We start from the raw sequence: 18990 nt of genomic DNA on the forward strand, positions 1-18990 counted from the left end.
CGGAGAATCACCGAGTCCGGGCCGGTGCCGGGTCTGTCGTGACATCGGCGGTTAACGCTGCTTACCATCGCGATTCGGCACCAGATGCTGTCACCGTCCGGGTGAGGCGCACGAGGTGCCCGTGAGATGGCCGTGGAGGCATTCCACCGTGTCAGTCGAACTGAACCACACCATCGTCAGGGCCCGTGACAGGCAGGTCTCCGCCGAGTTCACGGCCTCCATCCTGGGTCTGGAGGTCGGAGCGCCCTTCGGCCCGTTCCTTCCCGTGGTGACCGCCAACGGCGTCACCCTGGACTTCGCGAACAGCGATCCGGACGAGATCGTCCCGCAGCACTACGCGTTCCTGGTGTCCGAGGAGGACTTCGACGCGATCTTCCAGCGGATCCAGGAGGCCCAGCTCACCTACTACGCCGATCCGGCCCGCAGCCGCCCAGGACAGATCAACCGGCGCGACGGCGGCCGCGGCGCCTACTTCGAGGATCCGGACGGCCACTTCCTGGAGATCCTCACCCGCCCCTACGGCAGCGGCGGACCGGAGTCGTCCGAGTAAGGCGGGCCGTCTCCGGCGAACGAGCGCCGTATCCCGAATCGAGCGCGGTACGGCGTGCCGGGCTGTCCGTCTTCATGATCCACCGATTATCGATGTTCCATTTCGCCCCAATCGCCCCTCCCGTTATGATCAAGAAACCCCCGTTCTCACAGAGGCCCGCAGCCGCCGTGAGGACGTAATGATCAGCGGAAGGAAACGCATGCGCTCTCGCGGCACACTCGCAATCCTGGCCGGCACGATGATGTTCTCCACCTGGCTCGTCGGCGGTGCGGCCCCGGCCGGCGCGGCCGGTCCATGTGGAAGCGGCTACAACCTCGTCGGCTCCTACCCCATCCCCGCGAGCGGTGCGAAGACCGGCACCATCAACGTCTACTACAACTCCGGCTCGGGAAAGAACTGCGCCATCGCCAAGGGCACCGGCTCCAACTACGGCAAGAAGAACTACAAGGTGGTGGGCATCTCCGTCTCCGGCGCCGGTAGGTGGACCGGCTACGACAGCGGCCTGTTCTCGTACTACGCGGGCCCGGTGTACGTCTCGGCCCGGAACAAGTGCATCGACGTCCTCGGAGGAGTCGGCTCTCCCCAGCGCGTGGTGCGCAAGGTTCACTGCGGCTGAGGAATCTCACAGGTGAGGCCGTTTCCGTCCGCGCGTGAAGGCGGGCGGGAACGGCCCGGCCACCGAGACGTTCTCCGGCCCGGTGGATCCCCGTGACTCTCGCCGCCTATGTTTCCCGGGGGAGCCCCAGCAGGTCGGCGGTGATCTGCCTGATGACGACGCGCTGGATCTTGCCGGTGGCCGTCTTGGGCAACTCGTCGAGCACCAGCACCTCGCGCGGGCGTTTGAAGGGGGCCAGTCCCGCGCGGCAGAACGCGATCAGCTCGCCGGTGTCCACCCGCCGTCCGGCGGCGGGGACGACGCAGGCGACGGGTTTCTCCAGGCCGTCCCCGTCGATGTAGGCGACCACCGCGCACTCGGCGACCGACTCGTGCTGGAGGAGCCGGGCCTCGACCTCCATCGGCGACACCCAGATGCCGCCCGCTTTGATCATGTCGTTGGAACGGCCGAGGCAGGTGTAGAAGCCGTCGCCGGAGCGGGTGTAGGTATCGCCGGTGCGCAGCCACTCACCCTGGAAGACCTGCCGGGTGGTCGCGGTGCGGCACCAGTAGCCGGTGGCGATGGAGTCGCCCCGGACGTACAGGTTGCCCGGCTCGTCGTCCTTGACCGGGGAGCCCTCCTCGTCCAGCAACCTGGCCTCGTAGCCCGGCACGACCGTGCCCGAGGTGCCCGGCCGTACCTCTCCCGGCCGGTTGGAGATGAAGATGTGCAGGGCCTCGGTGGAACCGAGACCGTCGATGACGTCCACGCCGTGGCGGGCGGTGAACCTGCGGTGGATCTCCGCGGGGAGGGCCTCGCCCGCGGAGACGGCCAGCCGTACGGAGGCGAAGGACTCGGCGGGCACGTCGGCGGCGAGCAGCGCGGCGAAGAACGTCGGCCCGGCGAAGAACAGCGTCGGCCGGTCCTCGGCCAGCCGCGCCGCGACGCCGGCCGGGGTGGCGCGCGCCGGATCCAGGATCGTGGTCGCCCCCGCGGACAGGGGGAAGAACACCGAGTTGCCGATGCCGTAGGCGAAGAACAGCCGGGCCACGGAGAAACACCGGTCGTCGGCCGTGATGCCCAGGACCTGGCCGCCGTAGGTCTCGCAGACGCTCCGGATGCCACGGTGCCGGTGCATGGCCGCCTTCGGCGTTCCGGTCGTGCCCGAGGTGTACAGCCACAGCGCGGGCGAGTCCGCCCAGGTCCCGTACGGCTCCGCCGGACCGGCCAGGCGGCCCTCGGCCAGGACGTCGGCCCAGGCCCGCACGTCGGTGCCGTCCTCGGTCTCGGCCGACAGGGCTCGCAGGGCGGTGCCGTCCTCCGCCTTGGTCAGCAGGACGTCGGCCACGAGGAGGGCCTCCTCCGCCGGCGGCAGGACGCGCCCGCCGGTGCCGTCCTCCGTCCTGGACGGCAGGTCACCGGTGATGATGAGGGTTTCGGCCTCGGGAGCGAGGGCGATCGCCTCTTTGACGGCCGTCTCGAACTCCGGCGTCGCCACCACCACGCGGGCCCGGGCGTCGCGCAGGAGGGCGTCGAGTTCGGCGCCGTTGTACATGGTGGACACCGGCACGGCCACCGCGCCCATCCGCATGACGGCGAGGATGGTGACGAGGGTCTCCGGCCGGTCGGACATGACGAGGAAGACGCGCTCCTCGGGTCTGACCCCGGCGGCGCCCAGACCGGACGCGAACTCCGCGACCTGTGCGGCGAGCTCGGCGTAGGTGAGTGTTCCCGCGGGGCCCGTGACGGCGATCCGCTCGCCACGGCCGGCCTCGACCTGGCGATCCACGAGATAGACGCTGGCGTTGAACGACTCGGGTGCACCGGACATGGTCGTCCCCATCTGTCGACGGAACCTCGTAGGCAAATCTTCTACATAGAAATAATGTGCCGTCAATAACTTGTAGCATTGGTGTGCTGGAATATCGTCCGGTGGTTTTTCGAGAGGGGAGACCCGCCGTCCATGCCCGGCGCATCGCACGAACCGGCGGGGGCCAGACCGTCCTACTCCCGCCGTCACCAGGCCGGCTCCGGGAGCGCCCGGTCGCTGCTGCTCACCGTTCTGGGTGAGTACGTCCTGCCGCGCGCGGAGCCCGCCTGGACCTCGACGCTGCTGCACGTGCTGGGAGGGCTGGGCGTGGAGGAGAAGTCCACCCGGCAGTCGCTGGCCCGGATGGCCGCCGACGGGTGGATCGTCGCCGAGCGGTCCGGGCGGAGGGTCCGCTGGGCGCTGACCCCGCACGGCCGCGAGCTCCTGACCGAGGGGGCCGAGCGCATCTACTCCTTCGGCCGCGACCGCGACTCCTGGGACGGCCGCTGGCTCGTGCTGATCGCCACCGTGCCGGAGAGCCGGAGAGAGCTGCGCCACCAGCTGCGCACGCGGTTGACCTGGGCGGGGTTCGGCAGTCCCGTCCCCGGCATGTGGGTCAGCCCGCACGTGTCGCGCGAGGCCGAGGCCAAGCAGGTCGTCGAGCGGCTCGGCCTGGACGTGGCCGCGTTCTCCTTCAGCGGCCCCTACTCGGGAATCGGCTCCGAGCGCACCCTCGTGGAGCAGGCCTGGCATCTGGGCGACCTGGCCGCCGCCTACGAGGACTTCATCCAGGAGTTCGCCGGGCTCCGTCCCGAGCCCGGCGACCCGCTGCTGTTCGCCCAGATCCGCCTGGTGCACGACTGGCGGCGCTTCCCGTCGCTGGATCCGCAACTGCCGTCGGATCTGCTGCCGCCCGACTGGATCGGCATCCGCGCGGCCAACGTCTTCAACGACCTGCACCAGGCCTGGCACCACGACTCCCAGCGGCACTGGGACACGCTGTGCGCGGCCGAGGAGTGACCACCTGATCCGCGTACGGAGCTCGAACGCGTGGGACATCCCGGGCCGAGCACGGACCACGGCGAGTGCCTCGAACGCGGAGGACATCCCGTAGGGGCACGGAACCGCTCGGCGTCCCCACGGCGGGTGCCCTCAGAAGTGGACGTACTCGTAGTCGAGGGGCCGGTTGTCGATGCCGTTGCGCGGCGGCGCGACCCAGGCGGCGATCCTGCCCGGTTCGTAGACGGGACGCATCAGGGACAGGACATGTGCCTTGTCGCCGGGAGTGGGCAGCCAGCGGTCACGGCCGGCCTCCCACGCGGCCCGGTCGAGGAGCCGCCCGCCGGGGGCGACGTGGTGCCCGGAGAAGGCGCCGACCTGCCGGTTGAAGCCGACGTGCGGAAGGTACAGCGGCGTGTCGACGCCGTAGCCGGTCAGGATGCGGTTCCAGCGGGTGACGCCGGTGGCGCAGTCGCCGATGTACTCGCCGCGCAGGTCGGCGTTGAGCGCGGTCAGCGCCGGGAGCCGGAGGTCGGCGATGCGGCCGTTCTCGACGTGCTGGACGGTGGCGACGGCCTCGGTCAGCAGGTGGTCGTCCCTGCGGCGCTCCTCCTGCCAGCGGCCCTTGAGCCCGGCGGTGAAGTAGTTGGCCACGTTGGTGGAGGTCTCGCCGCCGAACAGGTCGAGGCTGACGCTGTAGTGGAAGTTGATGTACTTCTGGATCACGTCGAGCGGGATGCCGCCGAACCGGCCGATGTCGTCGGTGTCGTGCTCGCGCATCAGCTGGGCGGTGCGCTCGACCACCCGGTCCACGCCGGTGGTGCCCACGAACATGTGGTGGGCCTCCTCCTTCAGCATGAACTCGCACGTCCTGCTCAGCGGGTCGAAGGCCGACTCCTTGAGCGTGCCGAGCTGATACTTGCCGTCGCGGTCGGTGAAGTACGTGAACATGTAGAACGACAGCCAGTCGGGGGTCTCCTCGTTGAACGCGCCCAGGATGCGCGGGGAGTCCTCGCTGCCGGAGTTGCGCAGCAGCATCGCGTCGGCCTCGTCACGGCCGTCGCGGCCGAAGTAGGCGTGCAGCAGGTAGACCATCGCCCATAGGTGACGCCCCTCCTCCACGTTGACCTGGAACAGGTTGCGCAGGTCGTACAGCGAGGGGGCGCTCAGCCCGAGCCGGCGCTGCTGTTCCACCGAGGCGGGTTCGGTGTCGCCCTGCACCACGATGAGCCGTTGCAGCTCGGCCCGGTACTCTCCCGGCACCTGCTGCCAGACCGGCCGGCCCCTGTGCTGGCCGAAGGCGATGCGCCGGTCGGGGTCGCGCTCGGCCAGGAAGATCCCCCAGCGGTACTCGGGCAGCGCGACGTGGCCGAAGTGGGCCCAGCCCTCCCGGCCCACGTCGACGGCCGTGCGCAGGTAGACGTCCTGGGTGGGCAGGGCGGGGCCCATCTCGCCCCACCACTGCAGGAACCTGGGCTGCCAGGACTCCAGCGCCCGCCGCAACCGCCGGTCGCCGGACAGGTCAACGTTGTTGGGGATGCGCTCGGTGTAGTCGATGGACATCTCAGACTCGTCTCCTGTCGAAGGCCGCCCGCCTGCCGGTGCCGTAGAGCCGCAGGGCGCCCTCCGGTCCAGCGGCGTTCGGACGGTTGAAGACCCAGTTCTGCCAGGCGGTCAGCCGGGCGAAGATCTTGGTTTCCAGGGTCTCGGGGCCGGCGAACCGGAGATTGGCCTCCATGGCGGTCAGGGCGTCCGGGCTGAGCGAGGCGCGTTCCTCCAGCGCGATGCGGACCTCGTCCTCCCAGTCGATGTCGTCGGGGGCGAAGGTCACCAGGCCCAGCTCCAGCGCCTCGGCGGCGTCGATCCGCCTGCCGGTCTCGGGGTGGAGCGTGGCGACGTGGCCGGGGTCACCGTGGAAGCGGGAGGCCAGGCGGGACAGTCCGTTGCCCATCGGGAAGGAGCCGAAGTTGCTCGCGGTGAGCACGATCCGCGCGGGCTCACGCTCCCCGTCGCCCGCCGGGAGCGAGGTTCGGACGGATCCGCGTCCCCCGTCGCCCGCGGTGGGCGAGGGCCCGTCCTCCTCCGGCAGGCCGTCCAGCATGTACTGGCGGTCGCAGGCCAGGGCCAGTTCCAGCAGCGGTCCCGCGAAGCAGCTGCCCGGTTCGATCAGCGCGACCAGGCTGCGGCTCGTCACGTCCAGGCGCTTGAGGGTGCGCTTGAAGTAGTGGCGGATCTCGTTGACGAGCCAGTCGGTACGGCCGTGCTCGGTGAGCACCCGGTCGAAGGCGAGCACCCGGTCGATGTCCCCCGCCGTCCGTAGGACCCAGGTGCCCAGCTCCGGCTCGTTGGTGCGCAGCCGCAGGATCAGGTCGTCCAGCTCCCGGGTCATCGCCAGCGGCCAGAAGCCGGCGCCGAGCTCGTGGATCCGCTCCGGGCTCTCGGGGATGTCGTGACGCGGGCCGTACACCGTGATCTCCACCAGCCCGTTCGCGAGGTCCAGCTCGGCGCCGACGGTGGAGTAGGTGATCGTGTCGCCGGTCTGCGTCCGCCGGAGCGGGGTGAGGGCGATCCCCTCGGCGTCCGCCGGGCGGGTGGAGCGGGCCGCGGCCTCGGCGGCGCGCCGCCGTACGGTCTCCGCGAATCCGCTGCGCGGCACCGTCTCGTCCACGAGCCGCCACTCGACCGCGGTCCTGCCGCGGACGCCCTCGCTCCTGGTGGCGAACACGTCGGCCAGGTCCTTGCGCACTCCGCGCTTGTCCACCATCCGGGTGAGCCCGCCGGTGCCCGGCAGTACGGCCAGCAGCGGCACCTCGGGCAGCGAGACGGCCGACGAGCCGTCGTCGACGAGGATGATCCGGTCGCAGGCCAGCGCCAGCTCATACCCCCCGCCGGCCGCGGTGCCGTTGACCGCGGCGAGGTAGGTCTGCCCCGAGTGGGCGGTGGCGTCCTCGATGCCGTTGCGGGTCTCGTTGGTGAACTTGCAGAAGTTCACCTTCCAGGAGTGCTCCGACCCGGCCAGCATCCGGATGTTGGCCCCCGCGCAGAACACCTTCTCCAGGCCGCCCGTGATCACCACGGCCCTGACCTCCGGGTGCTCGAACCGCAACCGCTGCACCGCGTCGTACAGCTCGATGTCCACGCCCAGGTCGTAGGAGTTGAGCTTGAGCTCGTACCCCGGCACCAGGCCGCCCTCCTCGTCGACCCGCAGCACGATTTTGGCGATCTCACCGTCGAATTCGAGCGCGAGGTGCCGGTAGCGGCCGGGATCGACGTCGAAGGACACCTCGATCCGGGGCGTGGCCACGGCCTCCAGCGCGGTGCGGGTCTCTCCGGATACCTCGGTCTGGGACACGGTCACGACCTCCAGAGCGGCGCACGTCTCCCTATATCTTCAACATTTTTTCTCCGTTCCGTCAAGGGTGTGTAGTACTTAGTCGCGGGTAGACGCGCAGCGCGTTGCCACCGAGGACCAGGCCGAGGGTCTCGTCGTCCAGGCCGAGCGTGCCCAGGGCGCGAGCGTTGCGGGCGATCCCCGGCACCCCGGGCCAGTCGGTGGCGAAGACGAACTTGCGCGCCAGCCGGGCGAGATCGAACCTGGCGTAGTACTCCGGCAGCTTTCGCGGCGGCAGCCCCGACAGCTCGATCCAGACGTTCTCGTGCATCATCGCCAGGAAGGCCGCCTGGTCGTACCACCAGCCGCGCCCGCCGTGGGCACGTCCGGCCTCGACGTGCCGTGGGTCTACTTCGTCGACGCCTGCCTGCGGTGATGGGTGACCGTCGCGGTGGACCTGCCGGGGAACACCTCCACCAGATGCTCCTCGACGGGCCGGTCGGAGGTGTCCAGTTCGGCCCGCTCCTGGTTGCGGACGGAGACGCGGATCCGGTAGCGGCCCGGCCCCGCGACGGCCAGGTCCGGCAGAGGCTCGATCTCCTCCCACGACCACAGGTCCAGTCCACCGCCGGGGCTGCGCACGCCGGTCTCGACGACCTTGTCCCAGCCCCTGGTCACGATCGGCGGAGCCTTGGCGAAGGCCTTGACGGTGACGCAGACGAAAGTGTTCTCCACCTCCGTGAGGATGGTCGCGCTGTCGCCGTCGGCGCCTGCCACGCCGTTGTCGAAGGCGGCGTCCAGGCCGGCACCCACCCCGTCGCCGGCGTCGACGCCGACGTCGCTGATGCCGTAGCCGCCGCCTTCACCGACGAACAGGGCGGTGGTGGCCTGCCGGTGGGCTCGCGGCCTCGCACGCGGGTCGGAGCAGTAGGAGGTCTGCTCGACCTGGTAGTCCTTCTCCCGCTGTATCATTTCGGCCTCCGACAGCACCAGTTCGGGCCAGGTACGGCCCACGGCATCGGGACAGAGGAAGACCAGGGCGTTCATCAACGAGTAGCCCCAGTCGTAGGCGCCCGCCTGGTCCAGCAGCTCTCTGGCCGTGGGGTCGGTCGAGGGCAGGTGAGCGACCCCGCACAGTTCCCTGCCGCGAATCAGGAGTTCGCGATCGGGCAACTGAGCCAGTCGGGTGGCATAACCACCGCCGTCGCGGGCCAGGCAGAGGAAGGCGCGCTCGCGATCCCGCGGCGCGGTGTCGCCGTAGGCCCGGTGGACGATCGTCCAGTCGTGGCACTCCTCGGAGCCGATACCGCCGTCGGTGGCCTGGATGCCCTGATCCCGGTCCGCGCCGGCCGTCCCGATCAGCAGGGTGATCCCCGTCGACGCGACCAGTACGGCGATTCCCGTCACGACGGTCAGCGCTCTTGTCGCCGTGAGAGCCCGCGCCGAGCGAGGCCCGTCGCCTCTGACGGCGATCGCGATCAGCAGCGCCACGAACAGGTAATGCAGATTGAGACCGACGTTCCACGGCGTGAGGGGGCTCCACATCTGCCGGCAGTCTTCGCTGAACGGGAGGTCGGGAGCGATGAACGCCGTGTCGATCGCCACTCGAACGGTGCTGTAGGCGATGGCGAGCCGACCGGCCAGCCACCCGGCAGGCCGTCCCCGCGCCAGCAGCCACATCGCGAACGCGACAGGAACCATCAGGATGTTCAAGACCCAGAGCACCAAGACGATCGAGTTTCCCCCGATGACGTATTTCGCCTCGAAGCCCGGGCATCGCGGGAGTTCTCCGACGGTTAATTGGTTGAGGGTCAGCAGGTCACGGGGAAACCACAGGTTGAATGTCAGCGGCAGCAGGCAGAGCACGGTCGCGGCGGTCCACAACCAGAACCGATGTGTCCGCCACACTTTGACTCGCCTTCGCCTTTTTTCGCCGTAAGAACGACCCGCACCTTATCGCCGTAGACACAGAAGAAGATCATGTTCATGGAAATCCGGCTGATTCCTGCCGTTTTCGGGAGGTGGAGCCGTGGGCTCGCCGCGGACGCGGTGACCGTTCACCCCGAGCCGCTGGGGAAACGGCGACGGCTCACGTGGTCGGCGGGGCTCAGGAGTGGTCGGCGTCGCGTTCGGCGGCGTCCATGTTCCTGTCGGTCACCGTCACCATGCCGGCGACCACGGAGAGCGTCAGCAGCGCCATGACGACGAACACCGTACGGAGTCCGAAGAACTGGGCCAGCAGACCGCCGGCGGCGGCGCCCAGTGGCATGGTGCCCCAGGCGACGAGCCGGTAGGTGCTGTTGACGCGTCCGAGGAGCCGGTCGGGGATGACCCGTTGCCGCAGTGACACCGTGATGACGTTCCAGACGGCCATGGTGACGCCCCCGACGAAGAACGCGGCGCCGATCAGGATCGGATCGGTGGTCAGGGCCGGGGCGCCGACGAGGAGCGCGCTGCCGAGGACGGTCAGGACGAGTGCGCGGGCGCGCCCGAGCGCGTGCTCGATCCGCTCGGCGGCGATGGAGCCGAGCACGCTGCCCGCCGCGACGGTGGTGAGCAGCGCCCCGTAGGCGAGGTCGGACAGTCCCAGGGGGGACTCGGGCCCCACCGCGTAGAGCACGAGGATCGCCCACGTGGCGTTCGAGGCGAAATTGAAGACGCCCACCATGACGGCCAGGTTCCGCAGGAGCCGGTGACGCAGGAGGAAACGCAGCCCTTCGGCGATGTCGCCGCGGATGGTGGTGTGCCGGTCGCGCTCGATTTGGAACGGGCCGCGAACGAGCAGCAGCGCCGCCACGGCGACCACCCACAGCGCGGCGGGCGCGGCGAACGCCGTCGCCGCGCCCGCCGCCACGAGAAAGCCGCCCAGGGGCGGGCCCACGAACTGGTTCGCGGCCAGCTCGGCGGCGTGCAGGTGTCCGTTGGCACGCGACAGCAGGTCGCGCGACACGACCTGCGGCAGGATCGACTGCGCCGAGGTGTCGTAGACCGTCTCGGCGACGCCGACGCAGATCGCGATGATGTACAGCGCCCAGATCGAGCCGATGCCGACCACGACGGTCAGCGTGAGCGCGGCGAGCAGCACCGCCCGGACGGTGTTGGCGCAGAGCATCGCCCGGCGGCGGTCGAGCCGGTCGGCGAGCGCGCCGGCCTGCAGCGCGAAGAGCAGCCAAGGGAGCGTCAGCGCGAAGGTCAGTCCCGCGATCAGCGTGGGGGAGTCCGTGAAGCGGATGGCCACCAGCGGCAGTGCGATCTTGAAGATTCCGTCGGCCAGGTTGGACAGGCCGGACGACGTCCACAGCCGCCAGTAGGCGATTCCCAGAGGGGGTGGGCCGGCACGGGACACTCGCCGCTCGCCGGCCTGCGTTCGGTCATCGGTCGCCATCGATTGAGGATGGCAGATCGATTTATAAAATACAAATCGATGTGACAGATCTAAATCGATGATCTACTCTCTGACCATGGGGGATCAGGACGGCGAGCGGCGGTCTTCGGGCCGGCCGCGGCAACGACGCACGGCGACGGTCCGCGAGGCCAAGGCTCTGGCGCATCCGCTGCGCCTGCGCATCCTGCGGCTGTGCGCGCAGCAGGAGCTGACGAACAAGCAACTGGCCGACCGGCTCGGCAGCGAGCCGGGGACGATCTTCTATCACGTCCGCCAGCTGGTCGACGCGGGATTCCTGCGGCAGGCGCCGGTCCGGACCGGTGACAGCGGCGCGCTGGAGAAGCCCTACCGGTCCACGGGCCGATCCTGGTGGCTGGACGACCCGCTGTCCGGTGAGGGGCCCGAGGCGGCGTTCGCCCCGATCGAGGCGTTCCAGGACGAGCTGCGCGAGGCGGGGCCGGGATCGGTGAAGACGTCCGCGCGGTTCATGCTGCACCTGTCGCCCGAGGACGTCGTGGCGTTGGACCGCCGCATCCTCGCGATCATCGACGAGTATCTCGAGACCGAGGACCAGCGGCTCGACCAGCCCGTGCACGGCGGCATCGTCATCCTGCACCGGCTGGCCGAGTGAGGCCCGTCCGGCGAGTCGAGTGAGGCCCGTCCGGTGCGCTCGTCCCGCCGGCGAGACGAGCCGGGTCACCTGGGCGCCCGCCGAGTCGTGAATCCCGGGCGTGCCGCAGGCACGGACCGTCGCCATGGAGCGGGCCGGACACCGTCGGGTGGGCATTAGAGGTGGTGGCGCATCATTCTCGACTACCAAGAGTAGTCAATGATTTACCATTCGTAGTGGATGGCGAAGGGCTCGCCGACGCCGCCACCTCCCCCTTTCAGGAAGGACCTCCATGTCCAACCGCCGCCTCGCCGGGCTCGCGGCCTCCGCGCTGCTCGCCGGCGGGCTCCTCGCCGTGGTCGGTACGGCTCCGGCCGCCGCCGACGCCGACCTGATGTACCTGTGGAACGACGACGAGGAAACACCCCTCACCGTGATCGTCCGCGAGGGTTGTGTCACGGTCGATCCCCCTTACCGCACGCGCCGGGTGGACAACCCCACCGGCTACGCGGTCATGCTCTTCCAGGAAGGGGGCTGCGCCGGAGAGTTCTCGGCCCTGGTGAATCCCCGGCAGGAGGGCGTCTACCTGGGCCGACCGGCGGATGTGCGGTCGGTCGGATTCGTCGCCACGAACGAGGAGAACGGTCCTGCCACCGTTCACGGGTCACCCGCCGGTCCTGACGGCCTGACGCCGCCGACCGCCCGGTAGGAGACGGAGCCGGTCGACCATCGCCACGGACACCCGTGTGGCCTTCGACCGGCCCCGAACCTGGTCCGGCTGTTCACCGGAGCCGCCGCGCCGGTTCCGTCTCGCCCTGGAAGGCGCGGGGCGGATGACCCACCTTCCGTGCGCGGCGGCGATTCCTATCTGATCGCGGCGAAGAGTTGCTTGGCGGCCGGTTGAGCCCATATGACCCGATTCGGATCATCGGGGTACGGACGCCAAGGGACGGTGACGAAGCGGATGTCCTCCGGGTCGGTCTTCCCAAGGCTGACGGCGATCGTGGTCATCGTCTCCAGGTCGAACTCGGAGTCGGTTTTTGTCCATTTGGTGGCCTCGGTGAGGAAAGAGAGCAGCTGGGCCGGATTGACCAGTAGTTGCTTCGCCTTCTTCGCCAGTGCGCTCATGACCTGCTGTTGCTGCCTCAGCCGCCCCACGTCGGAGCCGTCGGTTATGGCGCGAGTCCGTACGTAGCCCAGTGCCTGCTCGCCGTCGAGCAGGCTTTCGCCGGCGGGCAGGCTCAGTTTCGCCTTGTGGTCGTCCACCGCTCGCAGCAGCTTGACCTCCACCCCGCCGAGGGCGTCCACCAACGCCGTGAAGCCGGAGAAGTCGAACTCCATCGCGTGATCGACACGCACTCCCGTCAGCGACTCAACGGTTTTCCAGGCGCAGGTCAGGCCGCCCGTCATGAACGCTGAGTTGATCATGTCGGTTCGGACGGGCATGTCCTGTCCACATGAGGGGATCCGGACGATCGAATCGCGCGGGATGCTGATGACAGTGATCTTCTTGCGGTCGGCGGGCAGGTGCAGCAGCATCATGGTGTCGCTTCGCGCGCTGGGCTGGCGGAACCGTGGCGTGCCCACCTGGCTGTCCGTGCCGATCAGCAGCACGTTGAGGGCCTCGGTCCGCTTGTCCGGGCGATCCCCCACGGGGGCCGACACGAACTGGGAGTGCCCACCCAGGAACAGTGCGGGGACGAGGGCGACGGCCGCGGTGGCCGTGGCGATCAGTCCGAGCATCGTCCAGCGGCGGGTTCGCCGGGAACCCGCGCCGCTGAAGACGCCGAGCGGCCCGAGCATCGGCCGGCGGCGGGTTCGCCGGGAGCCCGCGTCGGCGGAGGCGCCGAGCAGCCGCCGCCGCTGGTGGGCCAGCGTGGCGGGAGGGTCGTGCTCCAGGTCGCGGCCGAGGTCGCGGAGCAGCTTCAGGTCGTCCACGGTCACGCCTCCTCGTTGATCGGGTTGGTGTCGCCGAGCGCGGCGCGGGCCTTGCGTCTGGCCCTGTTGAGCCGGGAGCGAACCGTGCCGATCGGGATGTCGAGGGCTCGTGCGACCTCCACGTACGACAGGTCACTCCAGGCGACCAGCAGCAGGACGTCGCGGTCCTTGGGTGAGAGCGCGGCCAGCGTGCTGGCGAGCACCGGGCGCGAGGCGTGTGCGGTGACCCTCTCGGCCGTCCGATCGGCGGGCGACTCCAGCACGTCCTCAACCGGATTGCGCTGGAGCATTCGGTAACGGGCGGCCTCGGTGCGGCGGTGCCGGGAGAGAAGCTTGGTGAGGATGCCGAACAGCCACGGGCGGGCATCGGTGTACGTGAGGTCGTAGTGCGTCCGGCGGGCGAAGGCGACCAGGAACGTCTCGCCCACCAGGTCTTCGGCGATCTCCGGCCCGAGCCGGCGCGAGACGTAGCGGTAGAGCATGTCCGAGTAGCGGTCGAAGAGCTCGGCGAACGCTTCCGGGTTTGTCCGTGATTCACTCACGATGTCGGAATCACGAATTCTCGTGGTGGGTGACGCGGTCATCGAGGGCACCATGGCATGGCGGCAACCCTTTTTCTGCTGGGGGACACGGTCAGGGATGTATCGCCGTGAACCCGGATCCGGGTTCACGGCCGGCTCGGGAAGGCCGGACCGCTGTCGCTCCCTGGGTGGCCGGATCGGCCGGCACCGTCATGGCTTGACGGGTGCCGGCCTCGCCGAGGTTCCGGTCAGGCGAGTTTGTCCAGGGCGGCGAGGTCGTCTCCGGTGAGGTTCAGGCGGGCCGCCGCGAGGTTCTCCTCCAGGTGGGCCGGGGAGGAGGTGCCCGGGATGGCGAGGGTGACCGGTGAGTGACCGAGCAGCCAGGCGAGCGCCGTCTGGGTCCGGGTCGCGCCGTACCGGCCGGCGATCTCGTCGAGCGCCGCGAGCTGCTCGGGAGAGGGGGCCATGCCGGGCGGAGCCTGCGAGAGGTCGAGGCCGGGGCGGAGCATCCCGGCGGCGAGGGGGAAGTAGGCGACGAACGCGATGCCGGCGGCCTCGCACGCGGACAGCACGTCCGCGCCGGACCGGTCGAAGATGTGGAGGCGGTTCTGCACCGCCACCACGGGGGCGATCTCGCGGGCCTCGGCGAGTTGGCCCGTGGTCACGCCGCTGAGCCCGAGGTGGCGGATCAGCCCGCGCCGTCGCAGGTCGGCGAGTGCTCCGAACGACTCGGCGAAGGGCGTGTCATCGGGGAACAGCAGCCCGTCGCCGCCCACCCGCAGGTAGACCAGGTCGAGCCGGTCCCTGCCCAGCCGGACGAGGTTCTCCTCGACCTGCTCGCGAAGCCGCGCCGGTTCCGCGGCGGCGTCCCAGCCCTTCCACTCGTCACGGACCACGCCCACCTTGGTGGCGATGACCAGATCGTCGGGATAGGGGTGTAAAGCCTCCCTGATCAGGTCGTTGGCCACGTGCGGGCCGTAGAAGTCGCTGGTGTCGATGTGGGTGACGCCCAGCTCCACCGCCCGGCGCAGTACGGCGAGCGCCGTGCCGTGGTCCTGCGGCGGCCCCCACGCGCCGGGGCCGGGCAGCTGCATCGCCCCGTAGCCGAGCCGTCCGACGGTCAAGCCGTCCGCGAGGCGCAGATCCTTGTCGGCGGAAACGGTCATTCACGGCCTCCTTGTGGTGATCGCGGGCTGGTCGCCGCGCGAGGAGAGGCGGGCATGGATCGACGACGTGGTGACCCCGCCGTCCGAGGCGGCGCGGTCGAGCTTGCGCCGCCGCAGGAGGTCGTGGACGCCCTGGCGGGTGATGCCGAGCATCGCCGCGGCGACCGAGACCGGGACCGCGGACGCGGACGGATGCCCGGCGCGCCTGGCGACGGCCCGGCCCAGTGGCGTGCTCCACCACCCGACGGGCGGATCGAACGGCGCGTCGCTCGGGTAGAGGGCGCTCACCAGGCGGATCGCCAGGTAGGCGGCCTTCTGGTCGTCCTGGCCGAACAGCACGTCGGCCCAGGCCCGGCTCCTGGCCTCCAGCCGCTCGCGGAGACGCTCGCTCTCACTCGCGCCGAACGGGTCGTCCGCGCCGAGCAGGATGTCCAGCGGATCGAGCACCCTGCTGCCGACGATCCTCCGGAGGTCCTCGGCCAGGGCGCGACGCTCGTCGGGCCACGGTTCCATGCTCGCCCCTCTCTACTTGACGCCGAGTATCAAGTACTTGTCGTTTAGCGTCAAGTAGTGCGATGCCGAAACGCGTCCCAGGTCATGACCGCGCGGGAAAAGAGACCCGCGCGGGAAAGAGACCCGCGCGGGAAAGAGACCCACGTCATGACCGCGGAGGAAAAGAGACCCGGCTTCCCCCGCCGCGTCCCGGGCCGGGGATCACGACGGCGAGGACCGGTCCTACTGAGCGGAAGGGCCGTCCGGGTGACGCTGGGTGGGGATCATGGGGGCGGCGTCGAGGAGCGTGGCCGCCGCGGCGCGGGCGGTGGTGGCGGCGGACGGGTCGCGGTCCATGCGGGCCGACAGACCGGCTCCGTCGTACAGCAGGTGAAGCTGGCGGGCGAGTGACTCGGGGTCGGCCACGCCCGCCTCCCTGGCGAGATCGGTGAACAGGGTCCGTACCCAGGTCCGGTAATCGTCGGCGGCGCGCTCGACGGAGCTGCCGGGCGGGGCCTCGGCGCCGGCCCTCACGAACGCGCAGCCGTTGAACGCGGGGTCGGTGAACTGCTCGCCCTGGGCGTCGAAGATGCCGAGCAGGCGCTCGCGTGGGGTGCGGAAACGCGTCAGGGCCCTGGTGGTGCGCTCGTTGACGCCGGCACGGCGGCATTCGAGGTAGGCGCGGACGAGCTCTTCCTTGCTGCCGAAGGTGTTGTAGAGGGAGGCCTTGGCGACGCCCGCGTGCTCGATGATGCGGTCGATGCCGACGGTCTGCACGCCCTCGCGGTAGAACAGCTCGTTCGCGGCGGCCAGGATGCGCTCGCGGGCTGACAGCTTGGTCGTGGTCCTCGGCATGACTCACTCCTTTCAGACAGACTTGTCTAGTCTATTGTGAGCTTCTCCTTCAGGTCGTCCACGACCTCGCGCGGACGGAGGACGCCGGTGTCACGGGCGGGCCGCCGCGGGCACGGGACTGCTCGCCGGCCGGTTGGTCAGCAGGCCGAGCAGCGCCGCGAGGGCCAGGACGATGACGGCGATCCCGTACTCGCGAGCCGTGGTGAGCAGGCCGCCGGAGTGGACGACGAGCACTCCGGCGACCACGGCGGGGAAGCCCATGCCCAGGTAGCACACGACGTAGAGCAGGGAGAGGACGCCGGCGCGCTCGTGCGGCCGGGTCAGCGGCATCACCAGTTTGATCCCGCCCTGGAAGCCGCTGCCGAAGCCGACGCCCGAGATCACGATGCCGGCGTAGAAGCCGGCCGTCGAGCTCGCGGCGATCGAGACGAGGGTGATGCCCACGCCGATGACCAGGGCCAGGATCCCGACGTACAGCACGGTATGCGTCGGCGCGTTACGCAGCAACAGCACGGACAACGACGCGACACCGGCGAGGACGAACAGGCTCAGCCCCCCGTAGACGGCCGAGTGCGAGTGGACCAGGGTGCCGGTGAGCGCGGGGCCGAGCGAGCCGTAGAAACCGACCAGGGCCCAGACCGAGAACAGCACGGGGACGGCGATCACGACGGGGCGGCGGACCTGGCGCGGGAGCGCGATCTCCGGGACGAGGCCGGCCAGTGCCCCGGGCTTGGGGGACGCCGTCTCGCGCAGCAGCGCCACCCCCACCACCTGGAGGGCGAACACCGCCAGCAGCAGCAGGTAGACCAGGCGGGACGGGGCGGGCAGGTACTGGACGATCAGCGCCGAGAGCAGCGCGCCGCCGCCGGTGCCGATACCGGGTGCCACGGAGTTGGCGACGGTGCCGCGCGTCCGGTCGATGTCCAGCAAGCCCGCGCCGATCGCGCTCACGGCCGCCCCGGTCGCCAGTCCCTGCACCACCCGGGCCACCAGCAGTGCCGTGACGCCGCCGGCGGTGGCGAACACGAGCATCGCCACCGCCTGGACCACGAGCGCGGCCAGCAGCACGGGGCGCCGGCCGAGGTGGTCGGAGAGCCTGCCGAAGACGAGGAGCGCGACCAGGACGGCCACGGCGTACACGCCGAACACGACCGTGGTGGTGATCTGCGTGAAGCCCCATCGGGCCTGGTAGAGCGCGTACAGCGGCGTCGGCGCGCTGGAGGCGGCCAGGAAGGACACGATGATGGAGGCCAGGAGCGCCAGAGACGCGCCGGGCCCCATCAGATCGCGCCCCCGCCGGTGTACGGACCTGCTCACAGCTACCCCCGAAAGAAACGCCTAGACCAGTCTGTCTAGTGCGCGGATCACAATAGACAGACCTGTCTAGCTTCGTCAAACGGGGTGAACGGTCGCCGGGCGCGGCCGGCTCCGAGGTACGGCGATGCGTCGTCGTGGGTGCCTCCGTGCGCTCGCCGCCGGTACTTCTCTTCGTTTTCCCAGTTCGATGAGCTTCTCCCCTCATGGGCCGCGAATCGGGAAGGGCGTCCGTGGCTGCCCCGGAGTGCCTTGAGGGTGAGTGGGCGATCTCCTCGGACTCCTGCCTGGCGGGGTGGGTGGATTCGCCTGTCCTAAGCGATCAGACAGATTGGTATAGCAACTTTGATCCACGTCAGGCATACGCACCCGGCCGCCGCGTTCGGGTGCGGACCACGGGCTCGGCGCGAGGCCCGCACAACAACCCCTTTTTCGTGCGGTCTTGAGCGGCCACGGCAATTCTTGAGGTGAGAAGCACGCCAGACGTTGTCGTGTTCTGGCAGCGATCCGCGCGATTGCTCTAATGTGATCTTTTGTGTTCAAACCCCTCGCCCTGTTGGCCTCAGGTTTAATCGTCGTGCTTCTCACTCCCGGTACGGCCGACGCTCTGGCCTATCCCATTCGGGACTCGCCTGTTCTGACCGACAACAGCCTTTATGACAGTGGAAAAATCAAAACCTCGGCATGCTCCAATGGTGCGCTCAGTACTGACAGCAGCGCGGACGCGAAGCGCACGCTCACCGCGCTGTGGCGCTGCATGAACGCGTCATGGTCGGCGCACTTCAAGCGCGCCGAGTTGCCCTTCACCTCCGTCAAACTCGTCGTCTACACCAAGCCGACGCGGTTCTGCGGTAGAAACCTGAAGAAGGGCCTCTACTCCTACTACTGCCCCGCGACGAAGACGGCGGCGATACTGGCGGACAAGGAGTATTACCTGGCGACTCGTGTGATCTACCATTTCCAGTTCACCGCCGGGCTCTACAGTCAACATCTGCAGCACATCACCGGCATCACGGCAGGCTTCAGCGAGGCGCCGTACAACGGTGAGTCCGAGCTTCTTGAGCAGAACCGACGCTGGTCACTACAGTCAGGCTGCCTGGGGGCGGTCTTTCTGAAGAGCGTCTGGAAGACGGCAGGCCAGGGTAGCGAGGGTTGGCCCGCGCTGATGGAACTCATGAAGATGAACGGCGACTACGGGTCCAAGCCCCGTTACTACGGCAAGGGCAAGAACATCGCCTCCTGGCTCGACCGCGGTTTCAAGAGCGGCGACCCCGGCTCCTGCAACACCTGGAAGGCATCCTCCGCGCAAATCGCCTGACCACCGGGCTCTGTCCCTGTGCGTCAACCAGCCCGACCTCCCGTGGTCGCCGCCGGGGAGGTCGGTCGAACGATTCCGCCCCGAACTCGCCGGTGTCGCGCCCGCG

Annotated in this window: 17 protein-coding genes and 1 pseudogene; 6 read left to right on the forward strand and 12 right to left on the reverse strand. The window is 69.5% G+C overall.

What is annotated here, in order from left to right:
* The first annotated feature begins 148 nt into the window (after positions 1–148).
* Positions 149–550, forward strand: coding sequence for a VOC family protein (locus tag J2853_RS38425; protein ID WP_307566042.1), 402 nt, complete (start codon positions 149–151; stop codon positions 548–550).
* A 199-nt stretch (positions 551–749) separates the two neighbouring features.
* The gene (locus J2853_RS38430; RefSeq protein WP_307566044.1) at positions 750–1166 is read left to right on the forward strand and encodes a hypothetical protein; all 417 of its coding nucleotides are present in this window, start codon (positions 750–752) and stop codon (positions 1164–1166) included.
* A gap of 106 nt (positions 1167–1272) precedes the next feature.
* Here the strand turns inward: J2853_RS38430 and J2853_RS38435 are convergent, their stop codons facing one another.
* Complete coding sequence (locus tag J2853_RS38435; RefSeq protein ID WP_307566045.1) at positions 1273–2976, reverse strand: benzoate-CoA ligase family protein; 1704 nt, start codon at positions 2974–2976, stop codon at positions 1273–1275.
* Positions 2977–3108: 132 nt separating this feature from the next.
* Between J2853_RS38435 and J2853_RS38440 the strand changes: the two genes are divergently transcribed.
* Positions 3109–3975: a PaaX family transcriptional regulator gene (locus tag J2853_RS38440; RefSeq protein WP_307566046.1), complete on the forward strand. Its 867-nt coding sequence runs from the start codon at positions 3109–3111 to the stop codon at positions 3973–3975.
* Between the two features lie 132 nt (positions 3976–4107).
* Here the strand turns inward: J2853_RS38440 and boxB are convergent, their stop codons facing one another.
* From boxB to J2853_RS38465, 5 genes and pseudogenes are all read right to left on the reverse strand, one after another.
* On the reverse strand, positions 4108–5517 hold the full coding sequence (boxB, locus tag J2853_RS38445; protein WP_307566048.1) for a benzoyl-CoA 2,3-epoxidase subunit BoxB: 1410 nt from the start codon (positions 5515–5517) through the stop codon (positions 4108–4110).
* Between the two features lies 1 nt (position 5518).
* Complete coding sequence (locus J2853_RS38450) at positions 5519–7306, reverse strand: enoyl-CoA hydratase-related protein (protein WP_307566050.1); 1788 nt, start codon at positions 7304–7306, stop codon at positions 5519–5521.
* Between the two features lie 61 nt (positions 7307–7367).
* Positions 7368–7655: pseudogene (locus J2853_RS38455) on the reverse strand (amidohydrolase family protein); the annotation flags it as partial.
* Positions 7656–7693: 38 nt separating this feature from the next.
* Positions 7694–9193, reverse strand: a complete 1500-nt coding sequence (locus J2853_RS38460; protein ID WP_307566052.1) for a hypothetical protein — start codon at positions 9191–9193, stop codon at positions 7694–7696.
* A 199-nt stretch (positions 9194–9392) separates the two neighbouring features.
* Positions 9393–10670 carry an MFS transporter gene (locus J2853_RS38465; protein ID WP_307566054.1) on the reverse strand — a complete coding sequence of 426 codons (1278 nt, stop codon included), beginning with the start codon at positions 10668–10670 and terminating at the stop codon, positions 9393–9395.
* Positions 10671–10746: 76 nt separating this feature from the next.
* On the opposite strand from J2853_RS38465, the gene J2853_RS38470 reads away from it, so the two are divergent.
* Together J2853_RS38470 and J2853_RS38475 are read left to right on the forward strand one after the other, a co-directional pair.
* The gene (locus J2853_RS38470; RefSeq protein ID WP_307566056.1) at positions 10747–11301 is read left to right on the forward strand and encodes an ArsR/SmtB family transcription factor; all 555 of its coding nucleotides are present in this window, start codon (positions 10747–10749) and stop codon (positions 11299–11301) included.
* A 271-nt stretch (positions 11302–11572) separates the two neighbouring features.
* Positions 11573–11989: a hypothetical protein gene (locus J2853_RS38475; protein ID WP_307566058.1), complete on the forward strand. Its 417-nt coding sequence runs from the start codon at positions 11573–11575 to the stop codon at positions 11987–11989.
* 155 nt (positions 11990–12144) lie between these two features.
* Here the strand turns inward: J2853_RS38475 and J2853_RS38480 are convergent, their stop codons facing one another.
* The 6 genes from J2853_RS38480 to J2853_RS38505 all read right to left on the reverse strand — a co-directional run bounded on the left by J2853_RS38480 (position 12145) and on the right by J2853_RS38505 (position 17569).
* Positions 12145–13218 (reverse strand): LCP family protein, encoded by a 1074-nt coding sequence (locus tag J2853_RS38480; protein ID WP_307566059.1) that lies wholly within the window; start codon positions 13216–13218, stop codon positions 12145–12147.
* Between the two features lie 2 nt (positions 13219–13220).
* The gene (locus J2853_RS38485; RefSeq protein WP_307566060.1) at positions 13221–13760 is read right to left on the reverse strand and encodes an RNA polymerase sigma factor; all 540 of its coding nucleotides are present in this window, start codon (positions 13758–13760) and stop codon (positions 13221–13223) included.
* A gap of 227 nt (positions 13761–13987) precedes the next feature.
* Complete coding sequence (locus J2853_RS38490) at positions 13988–14905, reverse strand: oxidoreductase (RefSeq protein ID WP_307566062.1); 918 nt, start codon at positions 14903–14905, stop codon at positions 13988–13990.
* Complete coding sequence (locus tag J2853_RS38495; RefSeq protein ID WP_307566064.1) at positions 14906–15418, reverse strand: hypothetical protein; 513 nt, start codon at positions 15416–15418, stop codon at positions 14906–14908.
* A 222-nt stretch (positions 15419–15640) separates the two neighbouring features.
* Positions 15641–16252 (reverse strand): TetR/AcrR family transcriptional regulator, encoded by a 612-nt coding sequence (locus J2853_RS38500; RefSeq protein WP_307566065.1) that lies wholly within the window; start codon positions 16250–16252, stop codon positions 15641–15643.
* Between the two features lie 90 nt (positions 16253–16342).
* Entirely contained in the window at positions 16343–17569 is a 1227-nt protein-coding gene (locus J2853_RS38505) for an MFS transporter (RefSeq protein ID WP_307566067.1), read from the reverse strand.
* A 532-nt stretch (positions 17570–18101) separates the two neighbouring features.
* Between J2853_RS38505 and J2853_RS38510 the strand changes: the two genes are divergently transcribed.
* On the forward strand, positions 18102–18884 hold the full coding sequence (locus J2853_RS38510; protein ID WP_307566069.1) for a neutral zinc metallopeptidase: 783 nt from the start codon (positions 18102–18104) through the stop codon (positions 18882–18884).
* The last annotated feature ends 106 nt before the right edge of the window (positions 18885–18990 follow it).

The sequence above is a fragment of the Streptosporangium lutulentum genome, assembly GCF_030811455.1.
Taxonomy (GTDB): domain Bacteria; phylum Actinomycetota; class Actinomycetes; order Streptosporangiales; family Streptosporangiaceae; genus Streptosporangium; species Streptosporangium lutulentum.

What these genes read in the sequence shown, in the direction of transcription:
- J2853_RS38500 (WP_307566065.1), bottom strand. Translation starts at nt 16,252, where the DNA reads ATGCCGAGGACCACGACCAAGCTGTCAGCCCGCGAGCGCATCCTGGCC.
- J2853_RS38440 (WP_307566046.1), top strand. Translation starts at nt 3,109, where the DNA reads ATGCCCGGCGCATCGCACGAACCGGCGGGGGCCAGACCGTCCTACTCC.
- J2853_RS38495 (WP_307566064.1), bottom strand. Translation starts at nt 15,418, where the DNA reads ATGGAACCGTGGCCCGACGAGCGTCGCGCCCTGGCCGAGGACCTCCGG.
- J2853_RS38435 (WP_307566045.1), bottom strand. Translation starts at nt 2,976, where the DNA reads ATGTCCGGTGCACCCGAGTCGTTCAACGCCAGCGTCTATCTCGTGGAT.
- J2853_RS38490 (WP_307566062.1), bottom strand. Translation starts at nt 14,905, where the DNA reads ATGACCGTTTCCGCCGACAAGGATCTGCGCCTCGCGGACGGCTTGACC.
- J2853_RS38470 (WP_307566056.1), top strand. Translation starts at nt 10,747, where the DNA reads ATGGGGGATCAGGACGGCGAGCGGCGGTCTTCGGGCCGGCCGCGGCAA.
- boxB (WP_307566048.1), bottom strand. Translation starts at nt 5,517, where the DNA reads ATGTCCATCGACTACACCGAGCGCATCCCCAACAACGTTGACCTGTCC.
- J2853_RS38430 (WP_307566044.1), top strand. Translation starts at nt 750, where the DNA reads ATGCGCTCTCGCGGCACACTCGCAATCCTGGCCGGCACGATGATGTTC.
- J2853_RS38465 (WP_307566054.1), bottom strand. Translation starts at nt 10,670, where the DNA reads ATGGCGACCGATGACCGAACGCAGGCCGGCGAGCGGCGAGTGTCCCGT.
- J2853_RS38475 (WP_307566058.1), top strand. Translation starts at nt 11,573, where the DNA reads ATGTCCAACCGCCGCCTCGCCGGGCTCGCGGCCTCCGCGCTGCTCGCC.